We start from the raw sequence: 15828 nt of genomic DNA on the forward strand, positions 1-15828 counted from the left end.
AATCATGCGTCTGAAACACATCGAACTTGTAGAAGCGATACTCCGAACGGGCTCGATCACCGAGGCAGCCCATCACGTCCACATTTCCCAGCCCGCCGCAAGCAAGCTACTGGCTTCGGTCGAAGCCCAGCTGGGTTATCGACTGTTCGATCGGGTAAAAGGACGTTTGCACCCGACGCCTGAGGCGAGAATTCTCGAGCCCAGGTGCAGGAACCTGATCGCTGATCTCTCAGTCCTGCGCAAACTTGCCCACAACCTGAATCATGACCAGCAACGGCAGTTCCGGATCGGGGCAACCCCGGCCCTGGGGCTGGGGTTGCTTCCCAGGGTGATTCGCAAAGTCAACGAAAGCCAGCCCAGGGTGACGTTTGACTTATATACGCACCACAGCGATGAACTGGTTTCCAAGCTTCAGACTCGAGAGCTTGATATTGCAGTCACGCTAGACGCCAACACCCGCCCTGGCATCAGACAGATTCCGGTCGGACAGACCGAACTGGTATTTGTGTCGCGCACAGAAATTCCCAATCCGGTTTCCCTGAATGCACTTCCTGACGAACCTTTCATTGCGCTAGATGCTAGCGACCCTTCGAGTCAGATTCTCGAACAGGCATTATCAACTGGCGCAATGACTCTGCCAGTGAGTTCTCGCGTCCAAACCCACTACGTCGCGTTTGCAATGGTCGAAGCGGGTTGTGGTAACACCATCATTGACCACATCACGGCACGCTCAATGGACAAACCGGGTCTCTACATCAGTCGACTGAATCCAACATTGCGAGTTCCAGTCAACGCACTCGTCCCGGCAGCGGACCCTCTCTCGGTACAGCACGATCTCGTCCTGGACGCAATACGCGTCACCTGCCGCACACTCGGTTCTGCTGAAACACATAAATAAAGCAACACATAACCCTTTCAGGACCTACTTGACGATCTCAGTAAACACTTTGCCAAGTGTTCAACCGATCGATGAAACCGTACCGGGCTTAAATTCGTTGACCGCATAAACTTGCAGCAGGTCATCACCAGAGCCAATATCCAGCTCTGTTGTAGCTATTCAAGACAGGCAATGGCTTGAATTGAGATGAAACCCCTGTTCCATATCAAAAAGTTATAGGTAATGCCGAAACTGGAATTTGACCTCACTGCGTCATCCCCGACAGAATGAACCGATTACTCACCCAATCGGATCCCTATGAGAATCTGTGTCATCGGAGCTGGCGTCGTCGGTGTGACGAGTGCATACGCCCTTGCCAGTGAAGGCCATCAGATCACCTTGATCGATCGCTTGCATGGTCCTGGCGAATTGACGAGTAAGGCAAACGGTGGGCAGTTGAGTTATAGCTACGTCGCTCCTCTGGCCGGACCGGGTGTGATCTCCAACATGCCTGGCTGGTTGCTGAACTCCGACTCTCCTTTACGATTTCGTCCAAAGCTCGACCTGCACCAGTGGCGTTGGTTACTCTCATTCCTGCGGGCATGCAACCAGAGCACTTCGGCCCGGTCCACATCGGAAATGCTGACCCTGTCCGCATTGAGCCAGACCACACTGCACTCCTGGCAGCAAACGCTTGCCCTGGACTTTGATCACAAAACGAACGGCAAGCTGATCATCCATCGAGACAGGAACTCATTTGAATCGGCACGCAAGCTCGTCGATTATCAGGCCAGGTACGGCTCAAAACAGAGCGTACTGAGCCGGAACGAAGTGCTGGCGCTTGAACCCTCTCTCGAACAGATCGGGCATCTGATCGCTGGTGGCGTATTCACGGAAGACGACGAGGCAGGCGACTGTCATCGTTTCACGCAAGCGCTATTTGACCATTTGCGATCAGACTTTGATCTTGATTACCGGATGGGAACAACAGTCAAAAGACTGGTCAGGGAGCAAGGCCGAATTGTCTCCGCAGTAACCGACCACGACGTCATCCACGCTGACGCATTTGTAGTTGCCAACGGACTGGCTTGTCGTGAACTTCTTCGCCCACTGGGATGTGATGTCCCTGTTTACGGCCTGAAAGGCTACAGCCTGGGCATTCCTCTGGGTGAATCCGGTCAGACGCCGCAAATCAGCATCACGGACTATCAGCGGCGGATTGTTTACGCCCGTATTGGCAACACACTTCGTGCAGCTGCCATGGTCGACATCGGAGATGAAACGACGGATATCCGGCCCGATCGCATGCGCAGCCTGGCACGGCAGGTGAAAGAAACCTTTCCGGAGCTTGAGGTCGACCAGGGTGTGCCTTGGGCAGGTCTGAGGCCCGCCACACCTTCTGGAAAGCCAATCGTGGATCGTACACCTGACACTGCGAACCTGTGGCTTAACATCGGGCATGGCGCACTCGGTTTCACGCTGGCCTGCGCCACTGCTGTCCTGGTGGCGGACAAGATCTCTGGCCGTCCAACGAGCATCGAAGCCAGACCATTTGAACTATCCGCACACCGCTGAGTGATCGAAAGGTCAAAAACACCATCAAACGGCTAGTCCGCGCACTCGGCGATCAGGGATGCTCGGTCGCGACTGTCGCCTTCTGAACCATGGGTGGCGACTTGAGTGACCATGTTGCGACGAGCCAGACCGTGCTGAGAATCGTCACAGCCCAAAAGACAGACTCCGGCCCACCTGCGCGCGCGAGCCATCCTCCCAACGCACCCCCGAGAAACAATCCCAGAGCCTGCGTCGTGCTGTACACACCAAGTGCAAGTCCCTTCATGTGGGGTGGTGCAATTCGGGAAACCAATGATGGCTGCAATGCTTCGAGTACGTTGAATGCCACAAAGAACACCGTCAACCAGAACAACAATGACCACCATCCCGAGGTGGCCAGCGCGAGCCCCGCCCCCACAATCATCAGCAACATCACGCAAAGCTTAAGTGTCAGCACATGCATCCGGCGTGTTTCCGTCAGGAACACAATGGGAACCATGAGCAGGAACGACACAAGAATAACAGGCAGATAGGCGTGCCACAGGTGATCAGCCGATATGCCACCAAACTGCACGAGAAGCGGTGGAACAACCACAAACAGTGCGACCTGGGTCAAGTGCAGACTGAACACCCCAATGTTGAGTCGGATCAATCCTCCATGGCCAAGCACTTCAAGGGCCGTGCCTGTTTGCGCCGGCGCATGGGTATCCCTCGGTACAACGGGCACCACCCAGGCGGCCACGGCAAATGCCACTCCCCCCAAACCGGCAATGACCCAGAACAGCCCCTGCAGACCACCCCACCCGACCAAAACCGGAGCGAGCACGAGTGAAACGGCGAACGACAAACCAATGGAAGCACCCACCATGGCCATGGCCCGGGTGCGGACTTCTGGGCGAGTAGAGTCGGCAAGCCAGGCTGTGATCGCCGCCGAAATGGCGCCAGACCCCTGAACCGCGCGGCCGATCGTGACCCAGAAAAGACTCTCGGAAAGCGCGCAGATCACGCTACCTACAATGAACAGCACCAGGCCGAACAAGATCACTGGACGGCGCCCCACCCTGTCAGATGCCATTCCGAATGGAATCTGCATGACGGCTTGCGTCAGGCCGTACATCCCCAACGCGAGCCCGACCTGAACCGGATCGAGCCCTCCCTCGAGACTCTGGGCTGCCACCGCAAAAACCGGCAACAAAAGGAACAAACCCAGCATTCGCGCTGCAAACAATCCCGCCAGACACACGCTGGCGCGTCGTTCACTGGGATTCAAGGACAGTTTCGCTGGTTTTGGCATTGGATATCTAAGCAAGTGGTGAGCGCGTTATAGTACCAAGTTACCTAAAATTTTCTGGCCGAAGGCGTCCAAGCCGAATGGATCATATCCGCGTTCGGGGTGCTCGCACCCACAATCTTAAAAACATCTCCCTTGACTTGCCGCGTAATGCGCTGGTGGTTCTGACCGGTTTGTCCGGATCAGGAAAGTCATCTCTGGCATTCGATACGCTCTATGCCGAAGGACAGCGCCGCTATGTTGAAAGTCTCTCCGCCTATGCAAGACAGTTCCTGCAGCGGCTGGAGAAACCCGATGTCGACCTGATCGAAGGACTCTCACCTGCGATTGCGATTGAGCAGAAGTCTGGCAGTCACAACCCTCGCTCGACCGTTGGAACCATCACAGAAATTCACGACTACCTGCGCCTGTTGTTTGCCAGAGTCGGTACGCCCTTCTGCCCGACACATAATGAGCCGCTGAATGCCCAGAGCATCAGCCAGATGGTGGACGAACTCCTGCAATGGCCGGCAGAAACGCGCGTCGCCATACTGGCCCCGGTTGCCAGACAACAGGCATCGGGGTTGCGATCCACCCTTGAAGGGCTGCAAGCGCAAGGGTTCGTGCGAGTGAGGATCAACCGTGAAATGGTCTCGCTGGATCCTATTCCAGAGCTACCTGAACAGGATTTGTTTGATCTGGAGGTGGTGGTCGACCGGCTCAGAATCCGTCCTGACATCCAGAGTCGGCTTGCTGAAAGCTTTGAAACAGCGACCAGACTCGCACAAGGCAAAGCCATTGTGGTGGACCTCGACAGCGATCGTATACAGGCATTCTCGAGCCGGTACGCATGCCCGGTCTGTGACCACACGCTGCAAGAGCTTGAGCCGAGACTCTTCAGCTTCAACAATCCGAGCGGGGCCTGCCCGACCTGTGATGGCCTCGGGCACGTTGAAACGATAGATCGGGACCGGGTCGTTGCATTTCCAGAACTAAGCCTGGCAGCTGGCGCAATCCACGGATGGGACAAACGCAACGCCTTCACCTATGCCATGCTGGCGAGTCTTGCATCTCATCTGGAATTTGATCTCGAGACACCCTGGCAGGATCTTCCGGAGAATGTGCACACAACAGTACTCTACGGATCGGGCGATACCGAGATCCCGTTCTTCTACCTGAGTCCATCCGGAAAGAGTACTGTTCGCAAGCATCCTTTCGAAGGTGTCATCCCCAATCTCGAGCGCCGCTGGCGTGAGACCGACTCCAGTGCGGTTCGGGAAGAACTCAACAAACTCAGAACATCAAAACCTTGCCCTGACTGCCATGGCTCTCGCCTTCAGCCTCAGGCGCGCTCGGTGAGGATTGCAGACAAGGCTATTTACGAGGTCGAGGCGCTCACGCTTGCAGCATGCCTGACATGGTTTGAATCACTTGAACTGACTGGTGCGAGGCAAGAAGTAGCCGAACGGATCGTACGCGAGATTCGGGCCCGTCTGACATTCCTGAACAACGTTGGCCTGACCTACCTGTCGCTGGATCGTCGGGCAGACACAATTTCGGGAGGTGAGGCGCAGCGAATCCGCCTGGCCAGCCAGATTGGTTCCGGTCTCACCGGGGTCATGTACGTACTGGATGAGCCGTCCATCGGGTTGCACCAGCGTGACAACGACAGACTGATTGCCACGCTGACACATCTGCGTGATCTGGGTAATAGCGTCATTGTGGTTGAGCACGATGAGGACATGATCCGGCACGCCGACTGGGTTGTCGACATGGGGCCGGGTGCGGGCGAGCACGGTGGTGAGGTCGTTGCCCAAGGCACACCAGCCATGATTTGCGAAAGCAAGGACTCATTAACGGGCCAGTACCTCACTAAAGTACGCGAGATCTCCTCGTCAAACCGTCGCGAAGTAGATCCGCAGGGAAAGTGGCTGGAGATTAAAGGATGCACGGGCAACAATCTGAAGTCTGTCGACCTTCGACTACCGGTTGGTCATCTGGTTTGTGTAAGTGGTGTCTCGGGTTCCGGCAAATCAACACTGGTGAACGACACGCTGGCCACTGCTGCGGCCAGAATCCTGAACCGGGCCCAGAGTCAATCAGCGCCCTACGAAGAATTGCTGGGAATTGAGCACTTTGACAAAATCATCAATGTGGACCAAAGCGCCATTGGACGGACACCTCGCAGCAATCCGGCCACCTACACCGGTCTGTTCACGCCCATCCGGGAACTCTTTGCAGGTGTGCCAGAGGCCAAAGCGCGGGGTTACGACCCAGGACGATTCAGCTTTAACGTCAAGGGTGGTCGATGCGAAGCATGTCAAGGTGACGGAGTGGTCAAGGTTGAAATGCACTTTCTGCCAGACATGTACGTTCCTTGCGATGTCTGCCACGGCAAGCGGTACAACCGGGAAACCCTCGAAATCCGATACCGCGGCAAGAATATCCACGAGGTACTGGAGTTGACGGTTCAGCAAGCGCTACCTTACTTCGAAGCAGTTCCTTCTATTGCACGTCGACTTCAGACACTCATGGACGTTGGGCTTTCCTATATCCGGCTGGGCCAGAGTGCCACGACACTATCGGGTGGTGAAGCCCAGCGGGTCAAGCTCTCCCAGGAGCTTTCCAAACGTGCGACAGGGCGTACTCTGTACATTCTTGATGAACCCACGACGGGGCTACACTTTCATGATATCGATCTGCTGCTCAAAGTCCTGAATCAACTGGTCGACGCTGGAAACACGATCGTCATCATCGAACACAATCTGGATGTCATCAAAACCGCCGACTGGATTGTGGACATGGGGCCTGAGGGTGGAGATGGTGGGGGACAGGTTGTCGTGCAGGGAACGCCGCTAGATATTGCAAACTGCTCAGCCAGCCTGACGGGGCATTATCTGGCAATGCTACAGTCGACAGCAGGCTGATGAATCCAAGGCGTCCTGAAGGCCTGACAAACCAATGCTTGCCGGGGACCTTCAGGGCATAGGACCAGTCGTTGAATTAACGCAAACCAGCGCTTCTTAGCTGGACAGCTGCCGCGGGAGGACACTGCGCGGACTCCGTTATCGGCAAGGAAGAGCTGCAAGAGAGCGCACCAGGCACCGTGTCAACCGTCACGGCCACGCTGGTGGGTGGCTGCCCGGTCAACGAACCGCCGTCCCAGCGGGCCCAGTGAGCGGCAATCTGACTGGCGGAATCACACCTGACAAAAGTCCGCTCATTGCAGGCCTGGATCGCAGCCCTGAGTGCTGCTTCAGCATCCTGGTAACCACATACCAGGCTCGCACCACGGTTAATGCCACCCTGCTCCACGGTACCCTGCTCGGCAGTGAAATGGACGATCCAGCCTGGTGCGCAGGAAGTCTGAACGTTGGCGGGCGGGGTCACGCCCGGGGGTACCTGAACCAGCCCCAGCGCGCAACGCCCTCCCTGGGCTGCAGGCTTGCATGAATCCACGACAAACAATTCCACAGCAGTCGTGGCTGTCTGTGCATGAACAACTGCTCCAATAACAAGCGCAGAGCCCGCCATCAAAATTTTAAGGGGAAGTGAGAACTTCATTGTCAGAACCTCTCGTCAATCAAGAACAAACGCCGGTGTTCCAGCATGGCATAGCGATCTGTCATGCTGGCAATGTAGTCCGCAATGGCCCGCGCCTGTTGATGATGGCCATCGCAACGAAACCGCGGTGGTAACAGGATAGGCTCATCAAGAAACCCTGTAAATAGCTCACGCACGATTCTGCGCGCCTTGGAGGTCATTCGCATGACCTTGTAATGCCGGTACAGGTGTTGCAGGAGGAATCGCTTCAGCTCATCGGCCTGCGCCCTGATTTCAGCAGAAAAGGCCACGAGCGGGGGACATTCCCGGACGGCGTCCGCACTGTCGGGTTTGCTCGTCTCAAGGTTACGCAGAGTGGTTCGAGTGACATCCGTTATGAGGGTGTTGATCATCTGGCGGATGGTTTCAGAGATAGCCCGATGCTCTGGCAACGCGGGCCACTTCCCGCGCACCGCCAGAAAGTGCTCGTGAAATATCGGAACTTCCAGCAACTGTTCGAGTGTAATCAGCCCCGAACGGATACCATCATCGATGTCATGATTGTTGTAGGCAATCTCGTCAGCCAGATTTGCGAGCTGTGCTTCTAAGGCTGGCTGCTTGCGGTCGATAAAACGCTGGCCAACATCACCGAGCTTGCGGGCATTGTTAAGCGAACAGTGTTTCAGAATACCTTCCCGGGTTTCAAAGCACAGGTTCAAGCCATTGAATGCCGGGTACCGTTCCTCGAGCTCATCGACCACTCGCAGGCTCTGAAGATTGTGTTCAAAGCCGCCAACTTCTGGTGCCAGATCTCGCATACAAGCATTGAGCTCTTCCTGACCCGCATGGCCAAAGGGCGTATGACCCAGATCATGCGCCAGTGAAATCGCTTCTGTGAGGTCCTCATCCAGATGCAGACTACGGGCAATGACACGCGCGATCTGCGCCACTTCGAGCGAATGTGTCAATCTGGTACGAAACCAGTCACCCTCGTGATTGATAAAGACCTGAGTCTTGTATTCCAGGCGCCTGAAGGCCTTGGCATGAATGATCCGGTCTCTGTCGCGCTGAAACTGGGAGCGGTTCCCTGGCGGCGGTTCGCTATGACGACGCCCACGACTCTGATCTGGATGACTGGCATATGGGGCACGTGTATATATCAAGGAACTGGGCTCCGAAGGTTGATCTCACTCACAGCAGGTAGCAAGTACCTCCCTGAGCGCGCCCGGATCGACAGGCTGAACCACAGCCCGCCCGATCCTGGGCATCAAAACAAACTTGATCTGACCTGATTCTGCCTTTTTATCGCCTTTCATCAGCGAGATCCAGTGCTCTTGACCATCGAGTCCGGGTGCAACGACCGGGCAACCGATCGCCCCCACAAGATCACGAACCCGTCTGACATCTGATTCAGGTAGCCCGCAAACCCTGTTTGAAAGCTCTGCAGCCATAATCAGTCCACATCCGACCGCCTCACCGTGCAGCCATTGCCCATACCCGAGACCCGCTTCAATCGCATGACCGAACGTATGACCGAGGTTCAGAATTGCCCGGCGACCGGATTCCCGCTCATCCTCTCCCACGACTTCAGCCTTGAACTCGCACGAACGACGGATCGCTTCTGACAGGATAGACGGATCCCGACCCACCAGGCCGGCTACATTGGATTCGCACCATGCGAAAAACCCGGCATCCATGATCAGACCATACTTGATCACCTCAGCCAGTCCAGCACTGATTTCCCGCTGTGGCAACGTGTCGAGCACATCGGTATCGATCTCGACCGCCACAGGCTGGTGAAATGCACCGATCATGTTCTTGCCAAGCGGATGATTCACGGCGGTCTTGCCGCCGACAGATGAGTCAACCTGAGCCAGCAAGGTAGTTGGCACCTGGACAAACCGGATGCCTCGCATGTAAATCGCAGCCGCGAAGCCGGCCATGTCACCAATCACCCCTCCACCAAGGGCAACAATGATAGCTCGCCGGTCATACCGGGCTTGCAGCATGGCGTCAAAAACTTGATTCAGGCTGCTGAAATCCTTGTGACCTTCACCGTCTGGCAAGAGAACCGTCTGTACAGTACAACTCAGGTGCGACAGCGCTGTGCGCACTCGCTCCCCATACAACGCGTCAATAGAGGGATTGGTCACCAATACAATGGCGCTGGCATCAGCAGGTACGCTCCTGGCAATCTGGTCAAGGCGGCCAGAAGCGATATGGATGGGGTATTCCCCTGAGGGCGTCTTGACATTCACGACGTGCATTGAAAATCCCGATATTGGTTGATACGTTCGATCAGCTTGTGGGCGACCGAGGTCACGGTCGAAGAACTGGTTTCCATGATGATGTCTGCGACTTCGTCATAGAGGGCCTCGCGATCTGCCAGAATTTCTCGCAGTCGAGCCTTGGGATCTTGGGTTGCGAGCAAAGGTCGGTTACGATCACGACAGGTTCGCCTGTAAAGTTCCTCGACGGACGCCTTAAGATAGACGACAATACCTCGCTCACGTAATAATGCCCGATTGTGTTCCTGAAGAATGGCTCCGCCGCCTGTCGCCATCACAATGCCTGTTTGCCGGGTCACTTCTTCCAGAACCTGAGCCTCACGTTTACGGAACCCTTCTTCACCTTCGATCTCAAATATCAGAGGAATCTTGACACCACATTTCGACTCGATCTGGTGGTCGAGGTCCATGAACGGCATATTCAGAGAGCGGGCAAGAACCTTGCCGATGGTGGATTTGCCCGATCCCATCATGCCAACCAGATAAATTGACGCATGCTTTTGATTCATGGCGCTATTATCCCACCGCCGTGACGTGAAAGCGTAGAATCCTGAACTTATGAGAAAAAGCACTTCCCGCTCGCGCGATGAATCCGACAAATCGACAGGCTCCCAGAGCCCATGGATTCTCCGGTTTCTGCTCAAAACGATTGCACTGGGTGCCGGACTGGCGGCTAGTGGAGCACTGTTGTTGATCATCGCGCTTTCAATTGCGTGGCCGAATCTCCCGGACCTGAACGCAATGACCGACTATCGACCGCGGGTTCCTTTGCGCGTATTCACAGCGGACAAAGTACTCATTGGCGAGTTCGGTGAGGAACGTCGCAACGTTCTGCGTTTCAACGAGTTCCCGGATGTGCTGAAATCAGCCGTCCTGGCAGCCGAGGATGATCGGTTCTACCAGCACGGTGGAATCGACTGGATGGGCGTCGCCCGCGCCGGACTGGCCAACCTCGCCGCGATGTCCAAGACCCAGGGTGCAAGTACCATCACCATGCAGGTGGCGCGTAACTTCTACCTGTCCTCGGAAAAGACCTATACCCGCAAGTTCTACGAACTGTTGCTGACCTACAAGATCGAATCCAGTCTCTCCAAGGACCAGATCCTCGAACTGTACTTGAACCAGATCTTCCTGGGTCGTCGTGCCTATGGCTTTGCTGCCGCTTCCAGAACCTATTTTGGCAAGAACGTCGAGGACCTGACCGCAGCAGAAGCTGCCATGCTCGCCGGCATTCCCAAGGCCCCCTCCCGTTACAACCCGGTCTCAAACATGCCACGTGCCGTTGCCCGCCAGCGATACGTCCTCGGACGCATGCACGACCTGGGCTATCTCACAACGCAGGAGTATGACGCTGCGCTCAAGGAGCCTATCGTTCTCGAGTCTGGAAAAGGGACCCCGGCTGGTGGATACACCGTGCACGGTGAGTACGCTGCAGAACTTGCACGTCAATTGATGTTCTCCATCTACGGCGAAGAGGTGTATTCGCGTGGCCTGAATGTGTATACAACCATTCGGTCAGATGACCAGGAGTGGGCATGGAGATCGCTGCGTGACGGGGTGCTTGACTACACACGGCGTGCGCCTTATCCGGGTCCACTGGGTCAGTCCACCCTTCCGGATGGACTTGAAACGGACACGGTCCGGTTTGATGAATTCATGGACCAAGTGCTTGACGAGTATCCTGATACAGCCGGTTTCAACACGGCAGTCGTCCTGCAAGCCAGTCCGACGGCTGTCACCGTTGCCCGCAGCGCGAACGAAACGATTACGATCGACGACAAAAAGGTCCTGGCGATTGTCGCCCGCTCCCTGAACCCCAAGGCCTCGGAAGCCATGCGGATACGACGAGGATCGGTTGTGACAATCAATCAGCGTACCGATGGTCAGTGGGAGATTCTGAACCTGCCTGAAGTTCAAGGCGCATTCGTTTCCATGACCCCACAAGATGGCGCCATCCAGTCGATGGTCGGTGGATTTGATTTTTTTAGTGGTAACTTCAACCGCGTCACGCAGGCTTGGCGTCAGCCAGGCTCGGCTTTCAAGCCCTTCATCTACGCGGCGGCGCTGGAGCGGGGCATGACGCCATCGACCATGATCTCTGATCAGCCATTCGAACTGACTGCTGCGCAGACTGGCTCCAACCAGGGCTGGAAACCCCGAAACTACGGTAACGCCTACAGCGAATCTCTAAGTATGCGCGAGGCGCTTGCCCGGTCACGAAACATGGTCTCCATCCGCATCCTGCAGGCAATCAGCCCGCAGTATGCGCAGGAGTACATCACCCGGTTTGGCTTTGAAGCGGAAAAGCATCCGCCTTATCTGCCCATGGCGCTCGGTTCAGGTGCAGTCTCGCCCTTGCAGCTCGCAAGCGCATTTACCGTGTTTGCAAATGGTGGCTACAAAGTAACGCCATTCCTGATCAGCTCCGTGACAGACTCTGAGGGCAAAGTCCTGATGCGGGCCAACCCGACCATCGCCGGAGACTCAACCGCACGCGTCATTGATCCCAGGACAGCCTATGTCATGGATGACATGCTGCGTGGTGTGGCTCAGTCTGGCACTGCATCGCGCGCCAGTCGGGAACTCAAACGCAGAGATGTGGCTGGCAAGACTGGAACAACCAATGACGCGGTTGACGCGTGGTTTGCGGGCTACACACCGTCGCTGGTTGGCGTTGCATGGCTGGGATTCGACCAGCCCAAATCGCTGGGTAGCCGAGAAACGGGTGGTGGAGCATCGCTGCCAATCTGGCTGGGCTACATGTCCAAGGCGCTGGAAAGATATCCCGAGGAGGCACGCAGCGCGCCACCCAGTGGCCTGATCGTGCAAGGAAACAGCATGTATTTTGCGGAGTACCCGCCCGCCCAGGCAATCACACGTGTCGGACTTGATCAGAAAAAGGAATCGATTGACGATTTGCTGAACTCACTAGGCGGAGCATCTCAGGAAAGTGTCAACTTTATTCCGCAGGAGGCCTTGAACTGACACGCAACGCGTAGCGGATAAAAACAGTCTGCAAGCAACAGGTGGGATGTGATCCATCCCACCTGAATCAACAGGGTTTGTCAGAACTTGAGTTCGACGTCATGGCCGGTTGCGTCAGAGAAAATAACTTTCAGTGCTGTTTCAAGATCAGGGCCGCCGCGAGTGTCGACCCACTGGTGCCCGTCAAAGCGGTAATGAAAACCACCACTTGGTGCCGCAACCCAGATTTCCTGCATCGGTGCCTGACTGTTGATGACAACAGGCGTTTTATTATCGAACAACAGGTTCAGAACATTTGCCTCCCGCTTGCTGTCCAGATCGACATCGAGACGGTCAAACCAGTCGTCCGAATGTGCTTCAATTGCATCGAGAATCTTGCCAACGCGATCTTCAAATTCTGATTCAGTCATAATTGTGTCCTTAAACCCATATGGAGCAATAGTGTTCAACCCTGTGAGCCAAACGGTACGGTCAATCACTCAGGCGTTTTTTGTCATGCTGCTGGCAATGGCCATTAGCGCGTGTGGCTACAAAGGTCCTCTGTATTTACCACCGCCCCCGGATACGCTGGGAGGGCAGGACAATAGCCCTGACGCAGGCTCCTTGCCAAATGCAGAAGAACGGCGGGGTGAGCCGGCCGCCATCGAGGAAGAGTCACTGCTCTCTCCCCCTCCAGTCCTGACTGAATAACCCAAAACCAGATTGTCGAACATGTCCTCACCGTCAGACCTACAAAACCTGCCACAACCGGCGGGATTTCCTCACTTTCACTTTGTGAGTGGCGAACTTCACGTCGAATCGCTCGCACTGTCCACACTAGCGAAACAGTATGGCACACCGCTTTACGTCTATTCGCGCGCCGCGATTGGTCAAGCCTGGCAATCTTATGTCAATGCCATCGGATCACGCCGAGTGCTGGTCTGCTACGGAATGAAGGCGAATTCGAACCTTGCCATTCTCCAGGAGTTTGCCAGACTTGGTAGCGGTTTCGATATTGTTTCGGACGGGGAACTTGCACGTGTGCTCAAAGCGGGTGGTGATGCGGGAAAAGTCGTTTTTTCGGGGGTGGGTAAGCAAGCCTGGGAGATGGAGCAGGCCCTCGCTGCTGGCGTCAAGTGCTTCAATGTCGAGTCTGTCGCGGAACTGCACAGACTCTCTGATGTTGCCAGCAGAATGGGTCGCCTGGCGCCTGTCTCGCTACGTGTGAACCCGGACGTCGACGCACAGACACATCCGTATATTTCAACTGGTCTGAAGGAAAACAAGTTCGGAATCGCGATTGAAACTGCGTCTGAGGCATATCAACTCGCAAAGTCTTTACCTGGTGTGGAGGTTGTAGGTCTTGACTGTCATATCGGTTCCCAGATTACGGAGGTGTCTCCTTATCTGGACGCACTGGACAAACTCATCGCACTCATCAAGGAACTGTCCGGGCACGGAATCCACATCAAGCATCTCGACCTGGGGGGTGGACTTGGAATTCGTTACGACGACGAAACACCGCTTGACCCATCGATCCTCTTGAACAAAGTTTTTGCGCGCCTGGACTCTTTCGGACTCACTCACCTGGAGCTTGTGCTCGAACCCGGTCGCTCACTTGTTGGCAATGCTGGAGTTCTGCTCACAGAAGTGCAGTTTCTAAAACCAACTGCTGACCGGTCATTCGCAATCGTGGATGCCGGCATGAATGACCTGATGCGCCCCGCGCTGTACGAGGCCTGGCACGGCGTGCTGCCGGTCAGGCCACGCTCAGACTTTGCTCCTACCCAATGGGATGTGGTCGGACCCGTGTGTGAAAGTGCCGACTGGCTAGCAAAAGGAAGAATGCTCGCAATCGAACAAGGCGACGTCCTCGCAATCGAGTCTGCGGGTGCTTACGGGTTTGTCATGGCCGGCAACTACAACTCCCGTCCCAAAGCAGCGGAAATACTGGTTGATGGCGTAGAGCACCATGTGATTCGGGAACGGGAAACATTTGAAGATCTCGTGCGGGGCGAGCATCTTCTACGCTAACTAGCAGCGCTCAGCATGGCGTCACACAGTACCTGCGCGCCGGCACCAAGATCCTCAGGGGTCGCATCTTCAATCTCATTGTGACTGATGCCATCCTTGCAGGGAACGAAGACCATCGCAGTTGGGGCAATACTGGCCATATGCACGGCGTCATGCCCCGCCCCTGTGACGATATCCATATGTGAATAACCACAAGCAACTGCCGCCTCTCTAACCGACTGCACCATCTTCACATCAAAAGGCGTCGGTGGAAAATAAGATACTTCCGTGACTTTCACTTCCACATTGTGCTCTTGAGCGACTTGCTCGCAGACGGACTCAAGGCGCTCATGCATCTGTTGCAACACTGAGGCGTCTGGATGGCGATAATCGACAGTGAAAGTCACTTTCCCTGGAATGACATTTCTTGACCCTGGAAAAACGTTTACCAGTCCGACAGTCCCTCGGCCATATGGAGCGTGTTGCCTGGCGTAGTTGACAACATCCTGCATGATGATAGTCGATGTGTACAACGCGTCACGCCTGCCCGTCATCGGGGTCGGGCCAGCGTGCATTTCCATACCAGTGACAGTGATGTCGTACCAGCGCAAGCCCAGAGATCCTGTGACTACTCCGATTGTCTTGCGCTCAGCTTCCAGAATGGGACCTTGCTCAATATGCGCTTCAAAGTAGGCACCGACTGCTCGCTGCCCAACAGGCAATTCGCCCGCGTAACCAATCTTCTTTAGCTCATCGCCAACCGTCAAGCCATCCTTGTCTGTGGTTGCAAGTACCTCATCAACCGAAAAACGCCCGATGAAAGCACCAGAGCCCATCATGACGGGCACAAAGCGGGTGCCCTCCTCGTTGGTCCAGATGGCCACCTCAAGCGGCGCACGAGTCTGGATTCCATGATCATTCAGCGTTCTGATCACTTCCAGGCCTGCCAGCACGCCGAAGCAGCCATCAAACTTCCCGCCAGTTGGCTGTGTGTCGATATGGCTGCCGGTCATCACGGCTGGCAAAGAGTCATCAAGACCCGATCGACGTGCAAAGATGTTCCCAACTTGATCGACATGAATGCTCATGCCCGCATCCCGCATCCACTGCGTCACGAGATCGCGCCCCTGCCCATCGAGTTCAGTCAGCGCGAGGCGGCAGGAACCACCTTTATCAGTCGCGCCAATCCGGGCAAGCTCCATCAGAGACTCGTAAAGCCGGCTTGCCGACACTTTGACTGGGGTTTCTACGTTTGAGGACATGAGCTACTTCTCCTTGGCAATATGCTGTCATCTAACATGCAATTTTCATGCCGTCGC

At 55.6% G+C, this 15828-nt stretch carries 13 protein-coding genes; 6 read left to right on the forward strand and 7 right to left on the reverse strand.

The genetic code is table 11. The features are described from left to right. Nucleotides 1–4: 4 nt before the first annotated feature. Nucleotides 5–898, forward strand: coding sequence for a LysR family transcriptional regulator (locus DBV39_RS13915; RefSeq protein WP_108622044.1), 894 nt, complete (start codon nt 5–7; stop codon nt 896–898). A 297-nt stretch (nt 899–1195) separates the two neighbouring features. Beyond that, complete coding sequence (locus DBV39_RS13920) at nt 1196–2452, forward strand: D-amino acid dehydrogenase (RefSeq protein ID WP_108622045.1); 1257 nt, start codon at nt 1196–1198, stop codon at nt 2450–2452. A 52-nt stretch (nt 2453–2504) separates the two neighbouring features. Here the strand turns inward: DBV39_RS13920 and DBV39_RS13925 are convergent, their stop codons facing one another. Continuing rightward, complete coding sequence (locus DBV39_RS13925; RefSeq protein WP_108622046.1) at nt 2505–3725, reverse strand: MFS transporter; 1221 nt, start codon at nt 3723–3725, stop codon at nt 2505–2507. A gap of 77 nt (nt 3726–3802) precedes the next feature. Here DBV39_RS13925 and uvrA point away from each other — a divergent pair, with 77 nt between their 5' ends. After that, nucleotides 3803–6628: an excinuclease ABC subunit UvrA gene (uvrA, locus tag DBV39_RS13930; RefSeq protein ID WP_108622047.1), complete on the forward strand. Its 2826-nt coding sequence runs from the start codon at nt 3803–3805 to the stop codon at nt 6626–6628. A 76-nt stretch (nt 6629–6704) separates the two neighbouring features. Here the strand turns inward: uvrA and DBV39_RS13935 are convergent, their stop codons facing one another. The 4 genes from DBV39_RS13935 to aroK are packed head-to-tail and all read right to left on the reverse strand — an operon-like array spanning nt 6705 to nt 10041. Then, nucleotides 6705–7265 (reverse strand): hypothetical protein, encoded by a 561-nt coding sequence (locus DBV39_RS13935; protein WP_108622048.1) that lies wholly within the window; start codon nt 7263–7265, stop codon nt 6705–6707. Between the two features lie 2 nt (nt 7266–7267). Then, on the reverse strand, nt 7268–8407 hold the full coding sequence (locus DBV39_RS13940; RefSeq protein WP_407669204.1) for a deoxyguanosinetriphosphate triphosphohydrolase: 1140 nt from the start codon (nt 8405–8407) through the stop codon (nt 7268–7270). A gap of 24 nt (nt 8408–8431) precedes the next feature. Beyond that, a complete protein-coding gene (aroB, locus tag DBV39_RS13945) occupies nt 8432–9511 on the reverse strand; it encodes a 3-dehydroquinate synthase (RefSeq protein ID WP_108622049.1) in 1080 nt (359 codons plus the stop codon). Further along, entirely contained in the window at nt 9499–10041 is a 543-nt protein-coding gene (gene aroK, locus DBV39_RS13950) for a shikimate kinase AroK (RefSeq protein WP_108622050.1), read from the reverse strand. The genes aroB and aroK overlap by 13 nt, the downstream gene beginning before the upstream one ends. A gap of 49 nt (nt 10042–10090) precedes the next feature. Here aroK and DBV39_RS13955 point away from each other — a divergent pair, with 49 nt between their 5' ends. Next, nucleotides 10091–12517, forward strand: coding sequence for a penicillin-binding protein 1A (locus DBV39_RS13955; protein WP_108622051.1), 2427 nt, complete (start codon nt 10091–10093; stop codon nt 12515–12517). A gap of 80 nt (nt 12518–12597) precedes the next feature. Here DBV39_RS13955 and cyaY read toward each other — a convergent pair whose 3' ends face one another. Continuing rightward, nucleotides 12598–12927 (reverse strand): iron donor protein CyaY, encoded by a 330-nt coding sequence (gene cyaY, locus DBV39_RS13960; protein WP_108622052.1) that lies wholly within the window; start codon nt 12925–12927, stop codon nt 12598–12600. A 43-nt stretch (nt 12928–12970) separates the two neighbouring features. Between cyaY and lptM the strand changes: the two genes are divergently transcribed. Together lptM and lysA are read left to right on the forward strand one after the other, a co-directional pair. After that, nucleotides 12971–13207 (forward strand): LPS translocon maturation chaperone LptM, encoded by a 237-nt coding sequence (gene lptM, locus DBV39_RS13965; protein ID WP_159078962.1) that lies wholly within the window; start codon nt 12971–12973, stop codon nt 13205–13207. Between the two features lie 21 nt (nt 13208–13228). Continuing rightward, a complete protein-coding gene (gene lysA / locus DBV39_RS13970) occupies nt 13229–14530 on the forward strand; it encodes a diaminopimelate decarboxylase (protein WP_108622054.1) in 1302 nt (433 codons plus the stop codon). Here lysA and DBV39_RS13975 read toward each other — a convergent pair. Beyond that, complete coding sequence (locus DBV39_RS13975) at nt 14527–15771, reverse strand: Zn-dependent hydrolase (protein ID WP_108622055.1); 1245 nt, start codon at nt 15769–15771, stop codon at nt 14527–14529. The genes lysA and DBV39_RS13975 overlap by 4 nt on opposite strands. Between the last annotated feature and the right edge of the window lie 57 nt (nt 15772–15828).

The sequence above is a fragment of the Orrella marina genome (genome assembly GCF_003058465.1).
Classification (GTDB): domain Bacteria; phylum Pseudomonadota; class Gammaproteobacteria; order Burkholderiales; family Burkholderiaceae_B; genus Algicoccus; species Algicoccus marinus.